10 protein-coding genes are annotated in these 16,441 nt (G+C 41.3%); 2 read left to right on the forward strand and 8 right to left on the reverse strand.

Translation table 11 applies throughout. From position 1 onward, the window contains the following. Window positions 1–74: 74 nt before the first annotated feature. Window positions 75–2,069 (forward strand): bifunctional tRNA (5-methylaminomethyl-2-thiouridine)(34)-methyltransferase MnmC2/FAD-dependent 5-carboxymethylaminomethyl-2-thiouridine(34) oxidoreductase MnmC1, encoded by a 1,995-nt coding sequence (gene mnmC, locus QQK06_RS03925; RefSeq protein WP_284243300.1) that lies wholly within the window; start codon window positions 75–77, stop codon window positions 2,067–2,069. On the opposite strand, the gene QQK06_RS03930 is transcribed toward mnmC, so the two are convergent. From QQK06_RS03930 to nhaA, 4 genes are all read right to left on the reverse strand, one after another. Then, window positions 2,063–2,335 carry a YfcL family protein gene (locus QQK06_RS03930; RefSeq protein ID WP_284243301.1) on the reverse strand — a complete coding sequence of 91 codons (273 nt, stop codon included), beginning with the start codon at window positions 2,333–2,335 and terminating at the stop codon, window positions 2,063–2,065. The genes mnmC and QQK06_RS03930 overlap by 7 nt on opposite strands. 29 nt (window positions 2,336–2,364) lie before the next feature. Continuing rightward, window positions 2,365–3,492 carry an ATP-NAD kinase family protein gene (locus QQK06_RS03935; protein ID WP_284243302.1) on the reverse strand — a complete coding sequence of 376 codons (1,128 nt, stop codon included), beginning with the start codon at window positions 3,490–3,492 and terminating at the stop codon, window positions 2,365–2,367. Beyond that, window positions 3,485–4,063: an elongation factor P hydroxylase gene (locus tag QQK06_RS03940; RefSeq protein WP_284246566.1), complete on the reverse strand. Its 579-nt coding sequence runs from the start codon at window positions 4,061–4,063 to the stop codon at window positions 3,485–3,487. Before QQK06_RS03940 ends, QQK06_RS03935 begins: the two co-directional genes overlap by 8 nt. A gap of 85 nt (window positions 4,064–4,148) precedes the next feature. Continuing rightward, the gene (gene nhaA, locus QQK06_RS03945) at window positions 4,149–5,327 is read right to left on the reverse strand and encodes a Na+/H+ antiporter NhaA (RefSeq protein ID WP_284243303.1); all 1,179 of its coding nucleotides are present in this window, start codon (window positions 5,325–5,327) and stop codon (window positions 4,149–4,151) included. 277 nt (window positions 5,328–5,604) lie between these two features. Between nhaA and QQK06_RS03950 the strand changes: the two genes are divergently transcribed. Beyond that, entirely contained in the window at window positions 5,605–6,075 is a 471-nt protein-coding gene (locus tag QQK06_RS03950) for an Lrp/AsnC family transcriptional regulator (protein ID WP_284243304.1), read from the forward strand. An 85-nt stretch (window positions 6,076–6,160) separates the two neighbouring features. On the opposite strand, the gene QQK06_RS03955 is transcribed toward QQK06_RS03950, so the two are convergent. The 4 genes from QQK06_RS03955 to QQK06_RS03970 all read right to left on the reverse strand — a co-directional run bounded on the left by QQK06_RS03955 (window position 6,161) and on the right by QQK06_RS03970 (window position 16,158). Then, a complete protein-coding gene (locus QQK06_RS03955; RefSeq protein WP_284243305.1) occupies window positions 6,161–8,530 on the reverse strand; it encodes a PKD domain-containing protein in 2,370 nt (789 codons plus the stop codon). A gap of 194 nt (window positions 8,531–8,724) precedes the next feature. After that, window positions 8,725–11,322, reverse strand: coding sequence for a glycosyl hydrolase family 18 protein (locus QQK06_RS03960; protein WP_284243306.1), 2,598 nt, complete (start codon window positions 11,320–11,322; stop codon window positions 8,725–8,727). Window positions 11,323–11,362: 40 nt separating this feature from the next. Further along, window positions 11,363–12,967, reverse strand: coding sequence for a lytic polysaccharide monooxygenase (locus QQK06_RS03965; protein WP_284243307.1), 1,605 nt, complete (start codon window positions 12,965–12,967; stop codon window positions 11,363–11,365). Between the two features lie 50 nt (window positions 12,968–13,017). Then, on the reverse strand, window positions 13,018–16,158 hold the full coding sequence (locus tag QQK06_RS03970; protein ID WP_284243308.1) for a glycosyl hydrolase family 18 protein: 3,141 nt from the start codon (window positions 16,156–16,158) through the stop codon (window positions 13,018–13,020). Window positions 16,159–16,441 lie beyond the last annotated feature (283 nt).

The raw sequence follows: 16,441 nt of genomic DNA on the forward strand, positions 1-16,441 counted from the left end.
ACCATGACAATTGCTGGCAAGTATAGGTAAAATATTCGCTGTGTATAGCACTAATTAGTAAAAAAGATCATAAAGTGACCACTGATAATAAAATAACTTTCCAAGAAGATGGTTCGCCCTATTCCGAGCAATTCGACGACATCTATTTTGATACCGAGTCTGGCTTTCAACAAAGCGAGCAAGTCTTTATTAATGGCAATCAAATTAAACAGCAATTGCTCGCTAATCAAGGAGAATTTGTCATAGGTGAAACCGGTTTTGGTACCGGGCTGAACTTTTTACTGACTTTACACCTTTACCTTAAATTAGCTAAGCAGCATAAATTGCCAAAGCTACATTTCATCAGTACAGAGAAATACCCGTTAACACGTCAACAACTGGCACAATCCCTAAGATGCTTTGAGCAATTAACAGATGAAGTCAACATATTACTAGATTGCTATCCCGAACAACTCAACCAACGGTTAGACGTTAACATAGTGACAAACAAGGTGGCATTGACTATTTATCTGGGGGATGCAACTGACAGCCTGTCACAGATTCTATTACCGAGAAAATCCCCGGGCTTAGTTAATGCCTGGTATCTCGATGGCTTTTCCCCAGCCAAAAATCCAGAGATGTGGACACCCGAACTTTTCCAACAAATGGCACGGTTATCAAAACCGCAAGCGACTATCAGTACCTTTACCGTGGCCGGTTTTATTCGCCGCGGATTACAGCAAGCAGGTTTTAGACTAGAAAAACAGGGCTATCAAGGGAAAAAGAAAGAAATACTCGTAGGAAAATACCAGCAAAATAGAACCAGTGGTAAAGGTTATCAACTGCGCACTGAGATAGCTAAACCACAACATGTCACTATTATTGGCGGCGGCATTGCGTCAGCCTGCACCGCTTATGCGCTGACAGAAAAAGGCATCAAGGTCACCTTGTATTGCCGTGATAAAGCAATCGCTCAAGGAGCTTCAAGTAATGCCATTGGCGCCATTTATCCACTATTACATCAGCAAGTTGATGATATTAGCCGATTCTATCAGCAAGCGTTTTGGCATGCTCTGAAACAGTATAAATCACTGGCAAAATCAGGCTATTCATTCAGCCATCGCTGGTGCGGCTTATTAGAAGTTTCCTATAAAAAAGCGCTGGAACAAAGACAGCAAATTTTCGCTGATAATAATCCCTGGCCAGATGAACTTATTCATAGTGTATCAAAGCAGCAGGCTAGTGAGTTAGCCAATATTGCACTAGATTTTGGCGGATTATTTATGCCTAATGCCGGCTGGATTGCCCCAGCTGAACTGGTGACACAATTATTACAAGCAGCTACGGTCAACAATCAACTGAAAATTAAAACCTCAGTTAATATTCACGGCATGACCCAATTGGAAAATAAAAAATGGCTGTTACATTCCAATAAAGGAGATATTAATGCGTCGGTGGTGGTATTTTGCGGCGGTGCCGAGTCCATCGACTTTCCCTATATCAATCAATTGCCATTAACTTCAGTACGCGGTCAGGTGACCTCGTTAGCAAGCAATGAAAAAATAAATAAGCTTAGTACGGTATTGTGTCATAAAGGTTATTTAACACCATCACACAATAATATTCATTGCATTGGCGCTACATTTGAAAAGCACAGCCACAATACTCAAGCCAGTATCAAAGATGATCAATATAACCTAAATATGTTGCAGCGTTGCCTGCCTAGTCTAAATCACTGGCAGCAACAAGATATAACGGCTAGTAAGGCAAGATTACGTTGTATGACACCAGATCACCTGCCGGTGGTTGGCGCCATGCCTGATATTGAGCAGCATAAAAAACGCTATGCCCATTTAGCGAAAGATAAAAACTGGCGCATTAATCAGTCAGCTCCAGTAATTGAAAACCTGTATTTATTAACCGGTTTAGGGGCGAGAGGCTTATGTACCGCGCCGTTACTGGCGGATATTTTGCTGGCTGATCTCACCGGTACACCTTACCCGGTAGATAGTGACATGCTATTCAATTTATCACCAAATCGCTTTATCATTCGCGATATTATTAAGCGAAAAATCGCAGCACATCAATAACAAAACAGGGGGTTAATTCCCGACCAGTAGTTATTAACGATCACTTTATCTTCCGGTGAAAGTTCACTACGTGCTTCTGTCAATTTTTCGCTTACCACAGCTGCTAATGCTTTTGACAAAGGCTGACTTTCATCGCCAAACTCTGTTGCTGCAAGCGCAATAAAACCTTTGATATAACTACTGGCAAATAAGTCGTCGTTACTGCAATCTTGCAGCACTAGATCATCAAAATATTGATATAGTTCTGCTAACGTTGATAAATTCAAAATACTTCCTTAACTTTTGTGGTGAAAGATCACTGAGGACTGGCAACCGGGTACAGCACTTGGTCATTATATCCGGTCGTTACGGGTAGGTAACCTGATAACTCCTGATCTAATGCACTGTCACCAGTATCAGCGATTAACGGTCTTGCGTTTAATGCACTCAATTTAGTCTTAGTCGCAATAATAATAATATTATCTTTACCTATTGCCTTAATAATACGAGGGCTGAGCTGCTGATTGCCACGCCCAAAAATATGTCCCTGACCACCAATTAAGGTGATCACTAACTTGACTCCGTTTTCAGCATTATCCTGGATCGCCTGCCATAACTGAGATTCAATGACATCACTGGCAATTAATTCCTGATCTTGTACCAGATCCACGCCAAGTAAGGTGTTATCTAATGCTAATTCTTCCATCAAAAATGCAGTAGTAGAGCCTGAACCAATAATAAATAGCTGTTCATCCATCTGATTAATGACATCTGCGGCAATATCCTGCAATACTAATTCATCTGATTCTTTACCACCAGATTTCACCGCCTGCACATAACGCAGTTCAGCAGGGATCTGCATTTCGCCATATCGCTTGGCTTTAACCACGCCTTGGCGAAATAAAGACTCATCGATATCCATAACATCGGCTTCGGTCAACGTCACTAACTGATTAGTCACCATTAACTCAACCACGCGCCCCGCAGCCTTTGGTGTTACGGCATAAACGCCCGAATGAATTTTACAGCCAGCTGGAATACCTAAAACAGGAAAACTATCACCAACTTTATGACAAATGTTTCTCGCCGTGCCGTCACCGCCAGCAAACAATAATAAATCGACTCCCTGTGAGATTAACGCAGCAACCGCATTTTCAGTATCCTGTGGCGTAGTTTGCTCAGACTTGCTGTGATATATCACCTCAGTATTAAAACCGAGTTCATTCGCTGTTTGCTCTCCCATCAACCCATTGGCACAATAGACAGTGATCTGTTGCTGATAAGGTAATAACACTTCCAGTGCTAGAGCCGCTCTAGAATTAGCTTTCGCCTCGGCACCTAATGCCTTTGCTTGCTGAGCAATACCTTCACCATCACTGCCTTTTAAGGCGACACTACCACCTATGCCTGCGATTGGGTTAACAACAAATCCCAATTTAAACATCTGCAACTATTTCCTTATCATCTAATTCTTTATCATTAGTTACGCAATCTAAAGTAAATTGCCCAATAGAGAGCGGCAAACTCACTTGATAAAAACTCGCTAGTACTTGAATAAATTTTTGCGCCCTTGGCGGGAAACCATGCTGCAAATAATATTGCACCTGAGAATGAACATTACGCTTAAAATTCGTTGTATCACCGGCTTCACCGCTCAAGTTATCTGCCGAGACATTAAAGCTTTTGTTTGCCGCTACACAAAATGACCATTCTATTGCTTGCGGTTTAATTTCAACTTGTTCGAACACTTGTTGCTGTTCAGCAGTGCGACCATCAGGAACGTACCAATAGCCAAAGTCTTCCAGTAAACGACGTGCGGCCCCGGCTAGGCACCAGTGAGCGATTTCATGTAAGGCACTGGCAAAATAGCCGTGAGCAAAGACAATCTGATGATAAGGGCACAACTCATTAGCCGGTAAATAGATCGGCTCATCACCCCCTTTCACTAACTTAGTGTTATATTCCAGGTAAAACGTTTGTTCAAATAAATGAATAAGATCAGAGTAACAGTGCATCATCATTAAACAGCGACAATAATTTTCGCGTATTCTAACGAAAAATGGCGATAATAACATCGCCATTTTTATAACTTAGCACTCACTACTCATCCGGCATTTTCTTCAATGCTTGACGTAATATCACATAGCCTAAGATACCAGAAATCAATGAGCCAATAACTATACCTAGTCGGTCCTGAAAAAGTGGTGACGCACTGCTTTGCTCAAACGCTAATGAACCAATAAATAAGCTCATCGTAAATCCAACACCACATAAAGTCGCAACGCCATAGAGTAGCGGCCAATTAACCTTTGCGGGTAACTTAGCCAATCCTAGTTTTATCGCGATAAAACAAAAGCCAAACACGCCAAGCTGTTTACCTAGTACTAATCCTAAAATAATGCCTAGTGGTACAGGTGCTAACACTTGTTCGATACCAACACCGGTTAAACTAATCCCGGCATTGGCAAAGGCAAATATAGGTAGAATGATAAAAGCAACCAGTGAATGCAAATTATGCTCTAATGACTTTAATGGTGACTCATGCTCTGCTTTGCCTTTCATCGGAATAAACAATGCCAGTACAACGCCTGCTAACGTGGCATGAACGCCAGATTTTAATACCGCGACCCATAGTATGATGCCAATAAAAATATAAGGAGCTGTGCTGGTAACGCCTTTTCGATTGAAGCCAAACAAAATAATTATCATGGCTAACGAAAATAACAATGAAGTTAACGACAACTGTTCAGTATAGAAAATTGCAATGACAATAATGGCACCAAGATCATCAAATATCGCCAATGAAGTTAAAAACACTTTTAACTGTAGCGGCACTTTTGAGCCAAGTATCGCCAAAATACCTAAAGCAAATGCTATATCCGTAGCTGTTGGAATCGCCCAGCCATTTAACGCGTCACTATCCTGATAATTAAATAAAGCGTAACACATCGCAGGCACTAGCATACCGCCGATAGCGCCAATTGCTGGCAAAGAAATTTGCCCAGGCTGAGACAAATCACCTTCAAGAAATTCCCGCTTTAATTCCAAACCAACCAAAAAGAAAAATAATGCCATTAAGCCATCGTTGATCCACAACAATAACGGTTTCGCTATCTCAAAATTTCCAATGGCAACTTTAACTGGGATACTTAAAAGCAAATCGTAATAAGGAGACAAAGCTGTGTTGGCAATCAACATTGCAGCTATGGCAGCAAACATTAAAATAATGCCGCTGGCAGCTTCTAGTTTCAAAAAATCTTGTATCGCTTTAATCGGCATAACACCCCTTAGTTATTTCTATCAAACAAAGTATCAATCAAATCATATTCCAATGAACAAACGACATAATATGTCAAAAATACCTTAATGACAAAACTATCGTAAAACGCCAAACTGTCATTGCAATCGATTAGTTAAAAAAGGCGTAATAAATTCGGAAAAATCAACAAAACTCGAAAAATATTTTATTTTTCCCCGGTAAACTCTAGTTTTTCAGACAAAAATAAGTGTAGTATGAAAAGGAATAATTTAATAATAGCCAGTAAGATCTGATGTAATGAAAAAACTAGACGATATCGACCTACGAATTTTAACCATACTTTATAAAAACGCAGACATCACTAACAAAGAACTTGCAGCACAAATAGGCATAGCACCATCGACTTGCCTTGAGCGAGTCAAGCGGATGAAATCAAACGGTATCATTAAAGGTGCATTTGTTGATATTAACTTTAAAAATATCGGTGGTAATATTGAAGCTATTGCCGCTATTCGCTTGCAACCCTATTCAGAGGAAATCGTCAATCAATTAAGAAATGATTTATTGAAACTGCCAGAAATTGTTAGTCTTTACCATATGGGGGGCAGCTATGATTACTTTATTCATATGTCAGTTAGAGATAGTGAGCACTTACGTCAATTTGTTTTCAATGCCATCACTTCACGCGATGAAGTGACTACGGTCGAAACTTCTTTAATTTTCGAACACAGCCGCAGTGGCGTATTACCCAACTTTGATGAAGAATAATGACTAAGCTTCTTTGAATATAAAAAAACACCTCACTATTAAGTAAGGTGTTTAAATTTATCAATTGATATTAACGCAATATGCATTAAGGGCAATTTGCCACAAATGACCATACTTGCCATTGACCTGAATTATCGGCAGGTGACTCATTTTGTGTCCACCAATTAGCCTGATATTCCTTATTATTTTGTGACACTTTATCACCTTGCAAATAAACTGTATTTGCAGACCATGGTTTAGATGTACAACTACCTGTGTCGCCTTTGGAAACAGTAATCGTTTGCGATGCTGCGTTAGTTTTACCTTCGGCATCGGATACCGTCAATTGCACGGTATAATTGCCTTCATCAGCATAGGTGTGATTAGGATTTGCTTGAGACGAATTGCTACCGTCACCAAAATTCCAGCTATGACTCACCACCGCTTTATCATCTGTCGAACTATCGACAAAGCTTACTGATAACTCGTTCGTAGTAAAACTAAAACTTGCAACAGGTGCTTGATTGCCACCACCTGAGCATTTGCCTAAATTTTTCCAAACATTACTAAAAAGATCTGGTTGAGCTCCAGTAGACCACCAGGTAGCTTCATATCGATAGTTTTGGTAACTCACAATATCACCTGTGGCATAACTTGCAGATGCCTGCCATGCAGCCACACCATCACAACCGGTTGAACCATCTTCAGAAACGGTAATATTAACGGTTTTAGTGTCAGATAATCCTTCAGCATCTTTAACCGTTAACGATACGGCATAAGTACCTTCGGTAGCATAGGTATGTACTGGATTAATTTCAGCAGATGTTAAACCATCGCCAAAGTTCCATTGATAACTAACCACAGCTTTATCATCACTAGAGCTATCGGTATATGTAACGGTTAACTGAGCCGCTTGATAGCCGAAATCAGCCGTAGGTTTAACATTACCAACAGGGCCACAGCCTGAACCATCTTTTGCACCACTATTGTCAACGCCAACACCGTTTAAAGAAGCAACGACATCATCGACACAGTAACCTAATACCTTAGCTGCCTTATAGACACCTCGTCCGGCTGAGGCAAAAGTTTCATTAGCGTTCCAGTATGTTTGGTTTGCCAACACATAAACGTCAAACGCTTTACGAATATCCCAGTTAGCGGTCGTTGATAACAAGTAAAAAGCTTTATTAAACACTCCTGAACTATGATGAACATCCATACCACTCGTATAGTTTTTGGCATTATCAATTGAGCGACCATCCCGAGTTGGGTAATCCATATAACGCATCGCGCCACTGCCTTTTTTGATTTTATCGCCGATTTGCCAGCTAAATGTACCAGTCAAATAGTAACTAGCAGCGGCAGCGGCAATATCGGAAAAGGACTCGTTCAGCCCACCAGACTGTCCTTCATAACGTAGATTAGAATTCTGCTGAGTAAAGCCATGACTGACCTCATGTGCTACCACACCTAACCCGACAAGAGGATGAAAAGTAGTATAACCATCACCAAAGGTCATTTGCTGACCATCCCAAAATGCATTTTCATAATTACGATCATAATGAACACGCATTTTTAACTTCTGTGTTAGCGGTGCTTTTTGATACCAGTCGTAATACATATCAAATGTCGCTTGGCCAAACGCATGTGCATCATTTAACGCAGAATAGCTGCCGTTAACTTCACGCGCAGTGTTTTCATAACAAGTAAAGCTATGAACGCTGCCACCACTCTTTTGATGATTCATGTCATAGGTCACAACATTCGCGCTATCTAAACGACAATTATTGCCACTCCCCATGATTTCAAACGCAGGGTAAGCACCGTTAGCTCCATATTGATAGCGCCCTGTTCTTAAGTTCCCCCCAGGTCCAGTGCCGTCAACAAAAGTCATGCCCTCCCATTGCTGCAAAACACTGCCATTATTTGCATCGATAAAAAAATGTGGTCTACTTGGGTTATCCGTTGTATCAACGTATGAAATTAGCCAGGCTAGATGCGCTTCATCGTTATCATCAAGCCAAATATATAGCTTACTTTCGATATTATAAACCTTGTCTTTAGTCACCTTATCAGGTGATAAACTTAATGCCTTATCGACAGCTTCATCCACCGAAAATGTGGTATCAACAGAACTAATATCAGCTGCAATGTCAGCAATATAATTTCCCGAAACATTAATAAAACTATTATTTTGTGGCTGTGCAGCAATACTGACCCCATAAACTTCAACGCCTTGATGGTACTGAATATATCTGATCGGCTTATGGGATAGATGTCCGCGAACACCTTGTTCATCAGCAGCTGATGGTTCAAAGGTGTCGTCCCCCTGCCCTTTCAATAACTGCTGAACATTAAAGCCATCATTGACGAGCATCCTTTGTTCAAGATCAATACGTTCTGCTGCCGTCGCTTGAAATATAATCAGCGAGCTTGCCGCAACTACACTAAGAACGTTTTTTTTATAGCTATACATTTCTTTTCTCCATTTACATTATTGTTTTATTTGTTATGTAATGCTGAAATCGTATTGATAATTTTGTATTTTGTTGGGGTGAGTTCATCAACAAAATTAAAGTACCTAGCCAAAACAAATCTTCGTCTTAAAAAAATAAATGCCGCCAAAACACGCATCTCCCTATTGTGTTTTGAACAGCATTTATGAAAAAACTACTGTTTTTTCCAAACATCGGCGACTCCAGGTTCTTCACCTTTAGTCCACCACTTTGCTTGATACTTTTCTCCCTTGTAACTAACTTCTTCGCCACCTTGATATGCCACTGTAGGATCCCATTCATTTCCTACCCTGACCTTCTCCCATACGCCGCCATTACTCGGAACATCGCCTTGAGTCCACCATTTAGCTATATATTCAACTTCTAGATAGACAACTTTATCTCCTTTGTAATAGATGGTATTGGTATTCCATGTAGTATTGTCATGCTCATTAGTTACGTTCACTGTGAAATGCTCATCGACATTGTAAATACTGTCCGAAACCGTCACGGTCACCATAAAAGAGCTATCCATAGCAACTTTTTCCGCCAACAAGGTAATATTGGCACCACTGCCTTGCTTGCTAAGCCCCGCAGGCAAGTGCCAACTATAGGTCAAACTATCGTTATCAGGATCTGTCGCTATAACACTGATAGCTACTTGGGTGTTTTCGACAAGACTTATATCTGCAATTGGTGAAATGACTGGCGGTTGATTCACAGGATCTTGAACATGCACGGTGACAGTCGTTGATTTAGATACACTAGCTTTACCATCAGATACCGATAGTGTTACAACAAAGTCGGTTTGTTGGCTAACCTCTGGGGCAGTTATTGTTAACAGAGCAGTGTCATCACCTGACGGTGACAATGCTGGATCCACACTCCAACTATAACTTAACAGATCGTTATCTTGATCCGTAGCAGATGCTTCGATCTCCACCGTATCACCCGCTTTGATAGTGTAGGTATCTGCCAAGCTAATTACTGGCTTATGATTAATAGGAGTGCCGTCTGCTAATCCTTCGTGCATTGCATTAAGAATATCACCATTATCAGCGTCAACTTCCCAGGCAAACAACCCCGCAAGCCCCAAACTACGAACATACTGACCTTTTGCATGCACAGATCTGGCGCTGTCATAACTCACCAGTGTCCCGGTGGATTTATTCCAGACATAGGCAGCTTGAGCTTGCTCATCATAAAACACTTCAAAGCCATTTATGCCCTGACCTGCATTGCCTAACATGACTTTTTTAATGCCTTTGTAATCTTGAATACCCGGCTCCCACACGCCATTAGCCGTAGTACCGCTAAGCTTACCACTACCTTCGCCAGTCATTGGATTTTCGCCAATGGTATCTTCAGGTTTTACACCTTCCCAACCACGGCCATACATGGCTGTTCCGAGTACGATTTTATTAGCAGGAACGCCTTGCCCTAACAACTTTTTAATACCATTATCTGCGGTATAAGCTGGCCCTTTACGGGGATCACCGTTATCATCAAATCCGGTGCCATCACATTCCTCAACACTGAGATGTTCACCACAAAAAATGCCCGTTTGATGGCCGGTAATATTGTTCCACCCCCCATAGAAGTCATAAGTCATTGCAAAAAGATAATCCATGTGCTGAACCGCTTGCGCATAATTAACATCGACTATTTTGTCGTATCCCATACCAATCGCAGACGTTAATGTATATTCACGCCCGGTTTCTGTTTCAAGCTCATCAAGCATTGTTCTAAGCTCTTGCATCAATAAAATATAAGCGGGACCATCGTTAACAGGATCACCTAAATCAGGATTTGCCCCATCTCCGCCAGGAAACTCCCAATCAATATCTACACCGTCATAAAATTTCCACGTTTTTAGAAACTGTTTCAATGACGCTACAAAAATGTCACGGTTTGCTTTATTGACCAATCCATGAAACGGATCTGATAACGTCCATCCGCCAACGGAAGGCAATATTTTCAAATCAGGATAACGTTGCTTTAGCGCCATTAACTGAGCATAGGTTCCTCTAATAGGATCATTGGAATCAATACCGGGTAGTGCTTTTTGAATAGCAGCCCAAGGATCATGAATAACAACTTCATAATCATTGCTTCCTTGACAGGCTTTTTGCAACGCGCGCCAACTGTTACCATTTTCAACCGCTTTTAATGACTCATTGGCACCACAAATAGGAATAAAGCCATAAAGTAAATGTGTTAAATTTTTAGCGGGAATATTACTGACATCAAAGTCTCGCCCGTAAATTCCCCATTCGACAAAATATGCTCCGACAACAGTATCCTGTTGATGAGCATAATCGTTATTATTAGGATCGACATCCATAGTTAATGGTGCCAAATGACCACCATCAGTATCGGCTATCACAATAGGCTTGCTATCACTTCGAGTACAGCCATCACTATCACATAAGGCAATCGTTAAACTGTGACGCCCAGCTCGGCGATATGGAAACTCAATTACACCACTTTTTGTACCCGCTACTAACGTCCCTTGATTAACTATCACATTATCAAAGTAGACTTTATAGCTGTTACCGCCGGTTCCTGACCAGGCATTCCACTTAATGCGAACATCCACTTGTTCTTTAGCCTTAACAAGATCTTTATATGAACCCTGGCCATCTAAATTCACTTCGACAAATGAATACTCTTGAGGTGTCCAATCAATACTTGGCTTTGAAGCCGTCGCATTCGCTTGCCAAGAAACTGCAACGACACTGGCTGTTAATATTGCTACTAGTTTATTACTCATAATTCTCTTTCCGCTATTTTTGTTGACTTACGGTTATGCGCTAAAGTTTTTGCCAAACATCGGCGACTCCAGGTTCTGCGTTTTGATTCCACCATTTCGCCTGGTAGAGCACCTCTTGATGACTAACTTTGTCACCACCTTGATACTCTGCCTGACTATTCCACATTGGCGTATCACCGTTATCAGGGGTTACCGGGAACCAGGCACTACTTGTTGCAGGGCTTTCATCTTGATTCCACCATTTCGCTTGATAAATTTGCCCTTGGTAACTCACTCTATCGCCTTTGTTATACGCTTGAGTGGCTGACCATACTGGAACATCAGATAAAGCAATAATCGTGACCTTAAATGACATGCTAGTTGTTAACTTGCCATCAGAGACAGCTACTGACACAGTGACATCGGCATTATTATCGATATCCCCTGCAATTAGTGTGATATCTGAACCTTCGCCTGAGAATGACAAGGGCTCAGGCACCTGCCAGTGATAGGTGAGGGGATCATTTTGATCGTCAAAAGCATGAACATGCAGATCAAGTTGGCTATTTTCATCTAACGTTTGATCGTCAATGGCTTGAACGATTGGTGCGGTATTGTCTGGTTTTGGAATGATGGATAATGCAAAACTGTTATCCGACGATAAAGACCACACTTGATTAGAAAAAATATTTTCATTATCAAACGCTATGGTATCGTTTAGATCTTTAACACCAATTCTGAGTAATTGACTAAATTGACTATTAAGCTGGCCAGCAAAATCACTTTGCCACGTATCCACATTGTCTAGTGTCACCAAGAAGTGTTGATTAATCAGCTCTTGGCCGTCAGGATTAAATAAGCGCAGCCATACGGTGTCATCAACATTAGCGACATGCCCTTGCTTGACAAAATAGTCGAGTGCTTGCCAGTTATCAGGCTCGCCATCATCTCGAATTATGGTGATATCACTGCAATTATAAAAGCCTTCACCTACGACATCATTACGCTGCCAGCGACTATAGAGCAGTGCATCGCCACTTCTATCCGCAGGAATACTCACTTCCATATTGTAATAACGATTACCATCAGGATCTTTAATGAAATCAATATTGCCGTACTCTTGTACAAGTTCAAGATCCTGCCAGTGCAATACATCCGTACTGGCATTAAACGATGGCTTTGATAAATATATCTGCCAATAGCTCGGGTTATGAGGTGTTTTAGCATTAAAGCGTACCTGAATTTTTCCATGCTCATTCGGCGTGACGACTGTTTTTTGCCAAAATTCAGACGCTAAGTTAAGCCCCCTTTTCTCATCAGATCCGGCGGAACAAAGCGTACCATCAGGTACCGCGGCTTCTACGGCTTCTTGATTTAAGTAATCGGCAACATTTACCGAAATTTCATGTTCCTGCACAAACTGCACATAACCAGATTCAATAAAAGCTGCTCTACAGGCTCTATTTGGAATTGCAGAGCCGTCAGCCGGCCACCAGTATCCGCCCTGCGCCTGACAAATCGCCTGTCGAGCTTTTGGTTTTTCCATGTAAGCATGTGCAGACACATTGACCGGGACCAAAACGCTAGCCAATGAGCACAATATTCCACTAGTTACTAGTGATACAGTTAACGCTTGACGTACTTTATTACCCGTTAGTTTTTTCATTATTATTCTCCAAGGTAAAATGACTCCCCTACTCGCATAGGGGAAGCTATTTATAAATCACATACTTTTTCCCAGTCCGCAGTGCTAGGTTCAGATTTTGTCCACCACTTTGCTTGCCATACCGCTAAGTTGTGCACCATCATGTCACCTGCATTGGCGTGATCCGGATTTCCCTGCCAGTCAGTTTGTGGAAAGTCTGGATAGACAGGTAAATCCTCTACATTGATGCCATCACATGTGTCGCCTGGCTCACCATCTCCTTTGCTTGCTTCTGGCAATGCTGGAAACTCATATTTAAAGCCATAAGTGTGAGTACCTTTTTCAATAGTAAAGTTTGCAGGCCCGGTAAATGGCATGTAATACATCACTTGCGCATTAACTGTCTCACCGGGTTTAAACGATTCCGTGACACCGCCATATTCGTTAACTAAGGTGATTGAAAAACGATGAAACTCATTGTCAAAGCCGCCAATATTGTTACCTGCAGCATTAGAACCATTGCTTTCAATAGCAAGTTTGAGTTTCTTTTGAGCATTCCAGTTTGATTTAAAAATGGCAGATGTTGAAACCGGCACATCAAACGAGATTTTGGCACCCGACAAATCAAGCTCTGAATTGTTAGTAAAGCTAAATGTTGGGCTTATTGGATAGTTATCATCACCGACGGGAAAGTCTTTAACACTAAAGGCGATATCAACCACTTTCTCAGGTATAGCAAAGTCTTTGTTCCCTGTATTAACATCATATGGTGAACCACTTTGCCTGAATTTATCATAGGCAATGCTTGTCATAGTGGAGCCGATAAAATACTCCTGTTTGGCGCTGTCATAGTCAAAGTCGCCGGCTAATTCCCAAAACATGACGCCGCCTAATCCTTGATTGATAACATAATCCACTTTAGTCGCCATCGATTGTTGATCTTCAATGGAAAGAAATACTTTTTTCTCGTCGTTCCATAACCAGGGGGCAACAGCGACCGCATCATAATGTCGGCTATAATTACCCACTAAAACATCCTCAGGATCAGTATCAGGTGTCAGTCCATAGTCAGTAATATAACTGCCTGATTTTCCATCAGCTAAGTTCAGTGCATGCCATAGTGGGTTACTGCCTGCCGCGACTTCATTATCATTTTCAATGTCATGCCATAGGTTATCGATACCCACAGCACCATTGCCGCAGTTATTCTTGTCGCCTTTCCCTGTTCCTTTAGGACAGGCACTTTGATCAGGTAATGCCGCTTGCCCCCACAGCCCATTAGTACCACCGGAAACATCTCTAAAGCCCCGGGTATAATACGGAATACCAATATTGATTCGCCCGGCAGATAGTGCTCCCCTGAAGTAACGAACTGCCCAGTCAGTATTTAAATAGCCAATGCCTTCAAATTCGGCCGTGCCATACACATTCCACGCGGCTAATTCTGAATCTTCACCCGTATCAAATAGCGCAGCATTGGGGCCAACATGAGAATTCCAAGCACCATGTAAGTCATAAGACATGATATTGACGTAATCTAGAAACTTAACAGCATCAAAGGTTTCCATTCCTCTTAATAAATAACCGGAAGATGGTGACGCTATTGTTAATAAGTAATGCTGACCATCATTTTGTCCCGCTTTATCAAGTGCTTCTCGCAGTGAACGTAGTAATTCTAGATAGGACTTATAGAGGTTTGCTCGTCTAGGATTAGAAAAATCAAAATCATCTGGATGCCCAGAATCTGTCATTGATGATGGATATTCATAATCAATGTCAACACCATCAAAACCATATTGTCTGATAAAGGCAACTGTACTTTCTGAAAACGCTTTGATGCCAGTGTGATTGATACTGCCATCCGCATTGGTTGTCATGGTATAAAATCCACCACTGGCAACACGTCCTGTTGCATCAAAATAGCCACCAGTTTCTGCCCATCCACCAACAGAGACTAAGGTTTTAACCTTGGGATATTGCTTTTTATACTTGGTCAGTAAATTAAAATGTCCTTTATAAGGCAGGCTCGGATCCAACTCAGCACCAGAAACACCGGGCCATTCCATATTAGTTGCGGGATTATTTTCACTATTTGGATCGCCAATAGAAATTTTATTATTGGCATCAACATGGGCAAACGCGTAATTAATATGAGTAATTTTGTCCCATGGAATATCACTGACTAAATAGCTAGGTTGGTTATTTGCACCATTTCGCCAACTAGTAAAATAGCCAATCACCCTTCGAGGATGATCACTGCCCATTTCTTCTCGGCCATCCGCGTCATAAACGGTGCAATAAGGAGTATTGACTTCAGGTGTTTGGTATAAACCTCGCGGCTGACAGGCATCACGATCATTACCTGGGTCTTGCTCTTTGACGACATTAATATAAAGCGGTGCACTTGTCCCTACACCACTGTCATCATCAACAGCCTCAAGTGTAAACTTCACTTGTCCAAGCTCTACGGCTTGCCAAGTATAGACATCTGAAGATTGAGACGATGAGTAAACTGAGGATGCATTAGCCAATAAGGTGAGCCCTGTAACCACACCATCAGTATCAGTCGCTGACATTTCAAACTTAATCTCATCGCCAATATAAACTTCACTCGGCTGATTGGATATGGTTAGTAATGCTGACGGTACCTGATTATCAGGTGGAGTATCTTTCGCCTTAACCGTTAAATTAAGTGAGTCGCTCTGTGTCGTTGCTTGCTTATCATCTTGCACTATCAGATGAAATTGATGTGTCCCTTTGACTGCTGCCCATGTAAAACTATTGCTAGCCGAAGGTAAAGTAGCCAATAAATTATTGTCTAAATACACTTTAGTGTGGTCAACAATACCGTCACTATCATCCGCATTAAACAGAATGACAACGCTGTCATTTTCGGTAAAAGAAGAATTATTAGATGGTGAGATCCAATTCACCGTAGGGGGTTGATTTTCGTCGCCGCCCTGACAGTCACCTAATTTTTTCCATTCTTGCCATGGCCCGGACTTCTCTACCGGGTTTGTTTGGTTCCACCATTTCGCTTCAAACGCTTGGTTTTGCGTATGAACTTGCTGCCCTGCCAAGTAAGTACCACCTGATTGCCACTCATCAAGTACGCTGCAATTAATTGTTTCACTGTGTGCAGGCAGCCCCAAAAATACTAACGTTAATACGCTAGCCTTTTTAGATAGGCCCGATTTGATTTTATATTTCATATTTTTATCCCCATAACATCACCTTGTTAACATTTAGTTACAAGATTGTTAAAACCCAGCATATGAACAATATTAATTTTGTGCAAGTTTTAACCAGAACAGATGATTTTTGAGGGCATAATTGCTTGTAAGGCTTAATTATCAAGGGAAAGAAGAAAAAAAATTTAGCACTGCCTCGATTGATAAATGTTAACTACAACGGCATTTTGAAACCAATCAATTAGTAAAATGTTTTTATTAATTAATTGGTTAGATAAATTTGTATCAGAAAAATATCTGTTCA

The sequence above is a fragment of the Thalassotalea insulae genome (genome assembly GCF_030161395.1).
Classification (GTDB): Bacteria; Pseudomonadota; Gammaproteobacteria; order Enterobacterales; family Alteromonadaceae; genus Thalassotalea_E; species Thalassotalea_E insulae.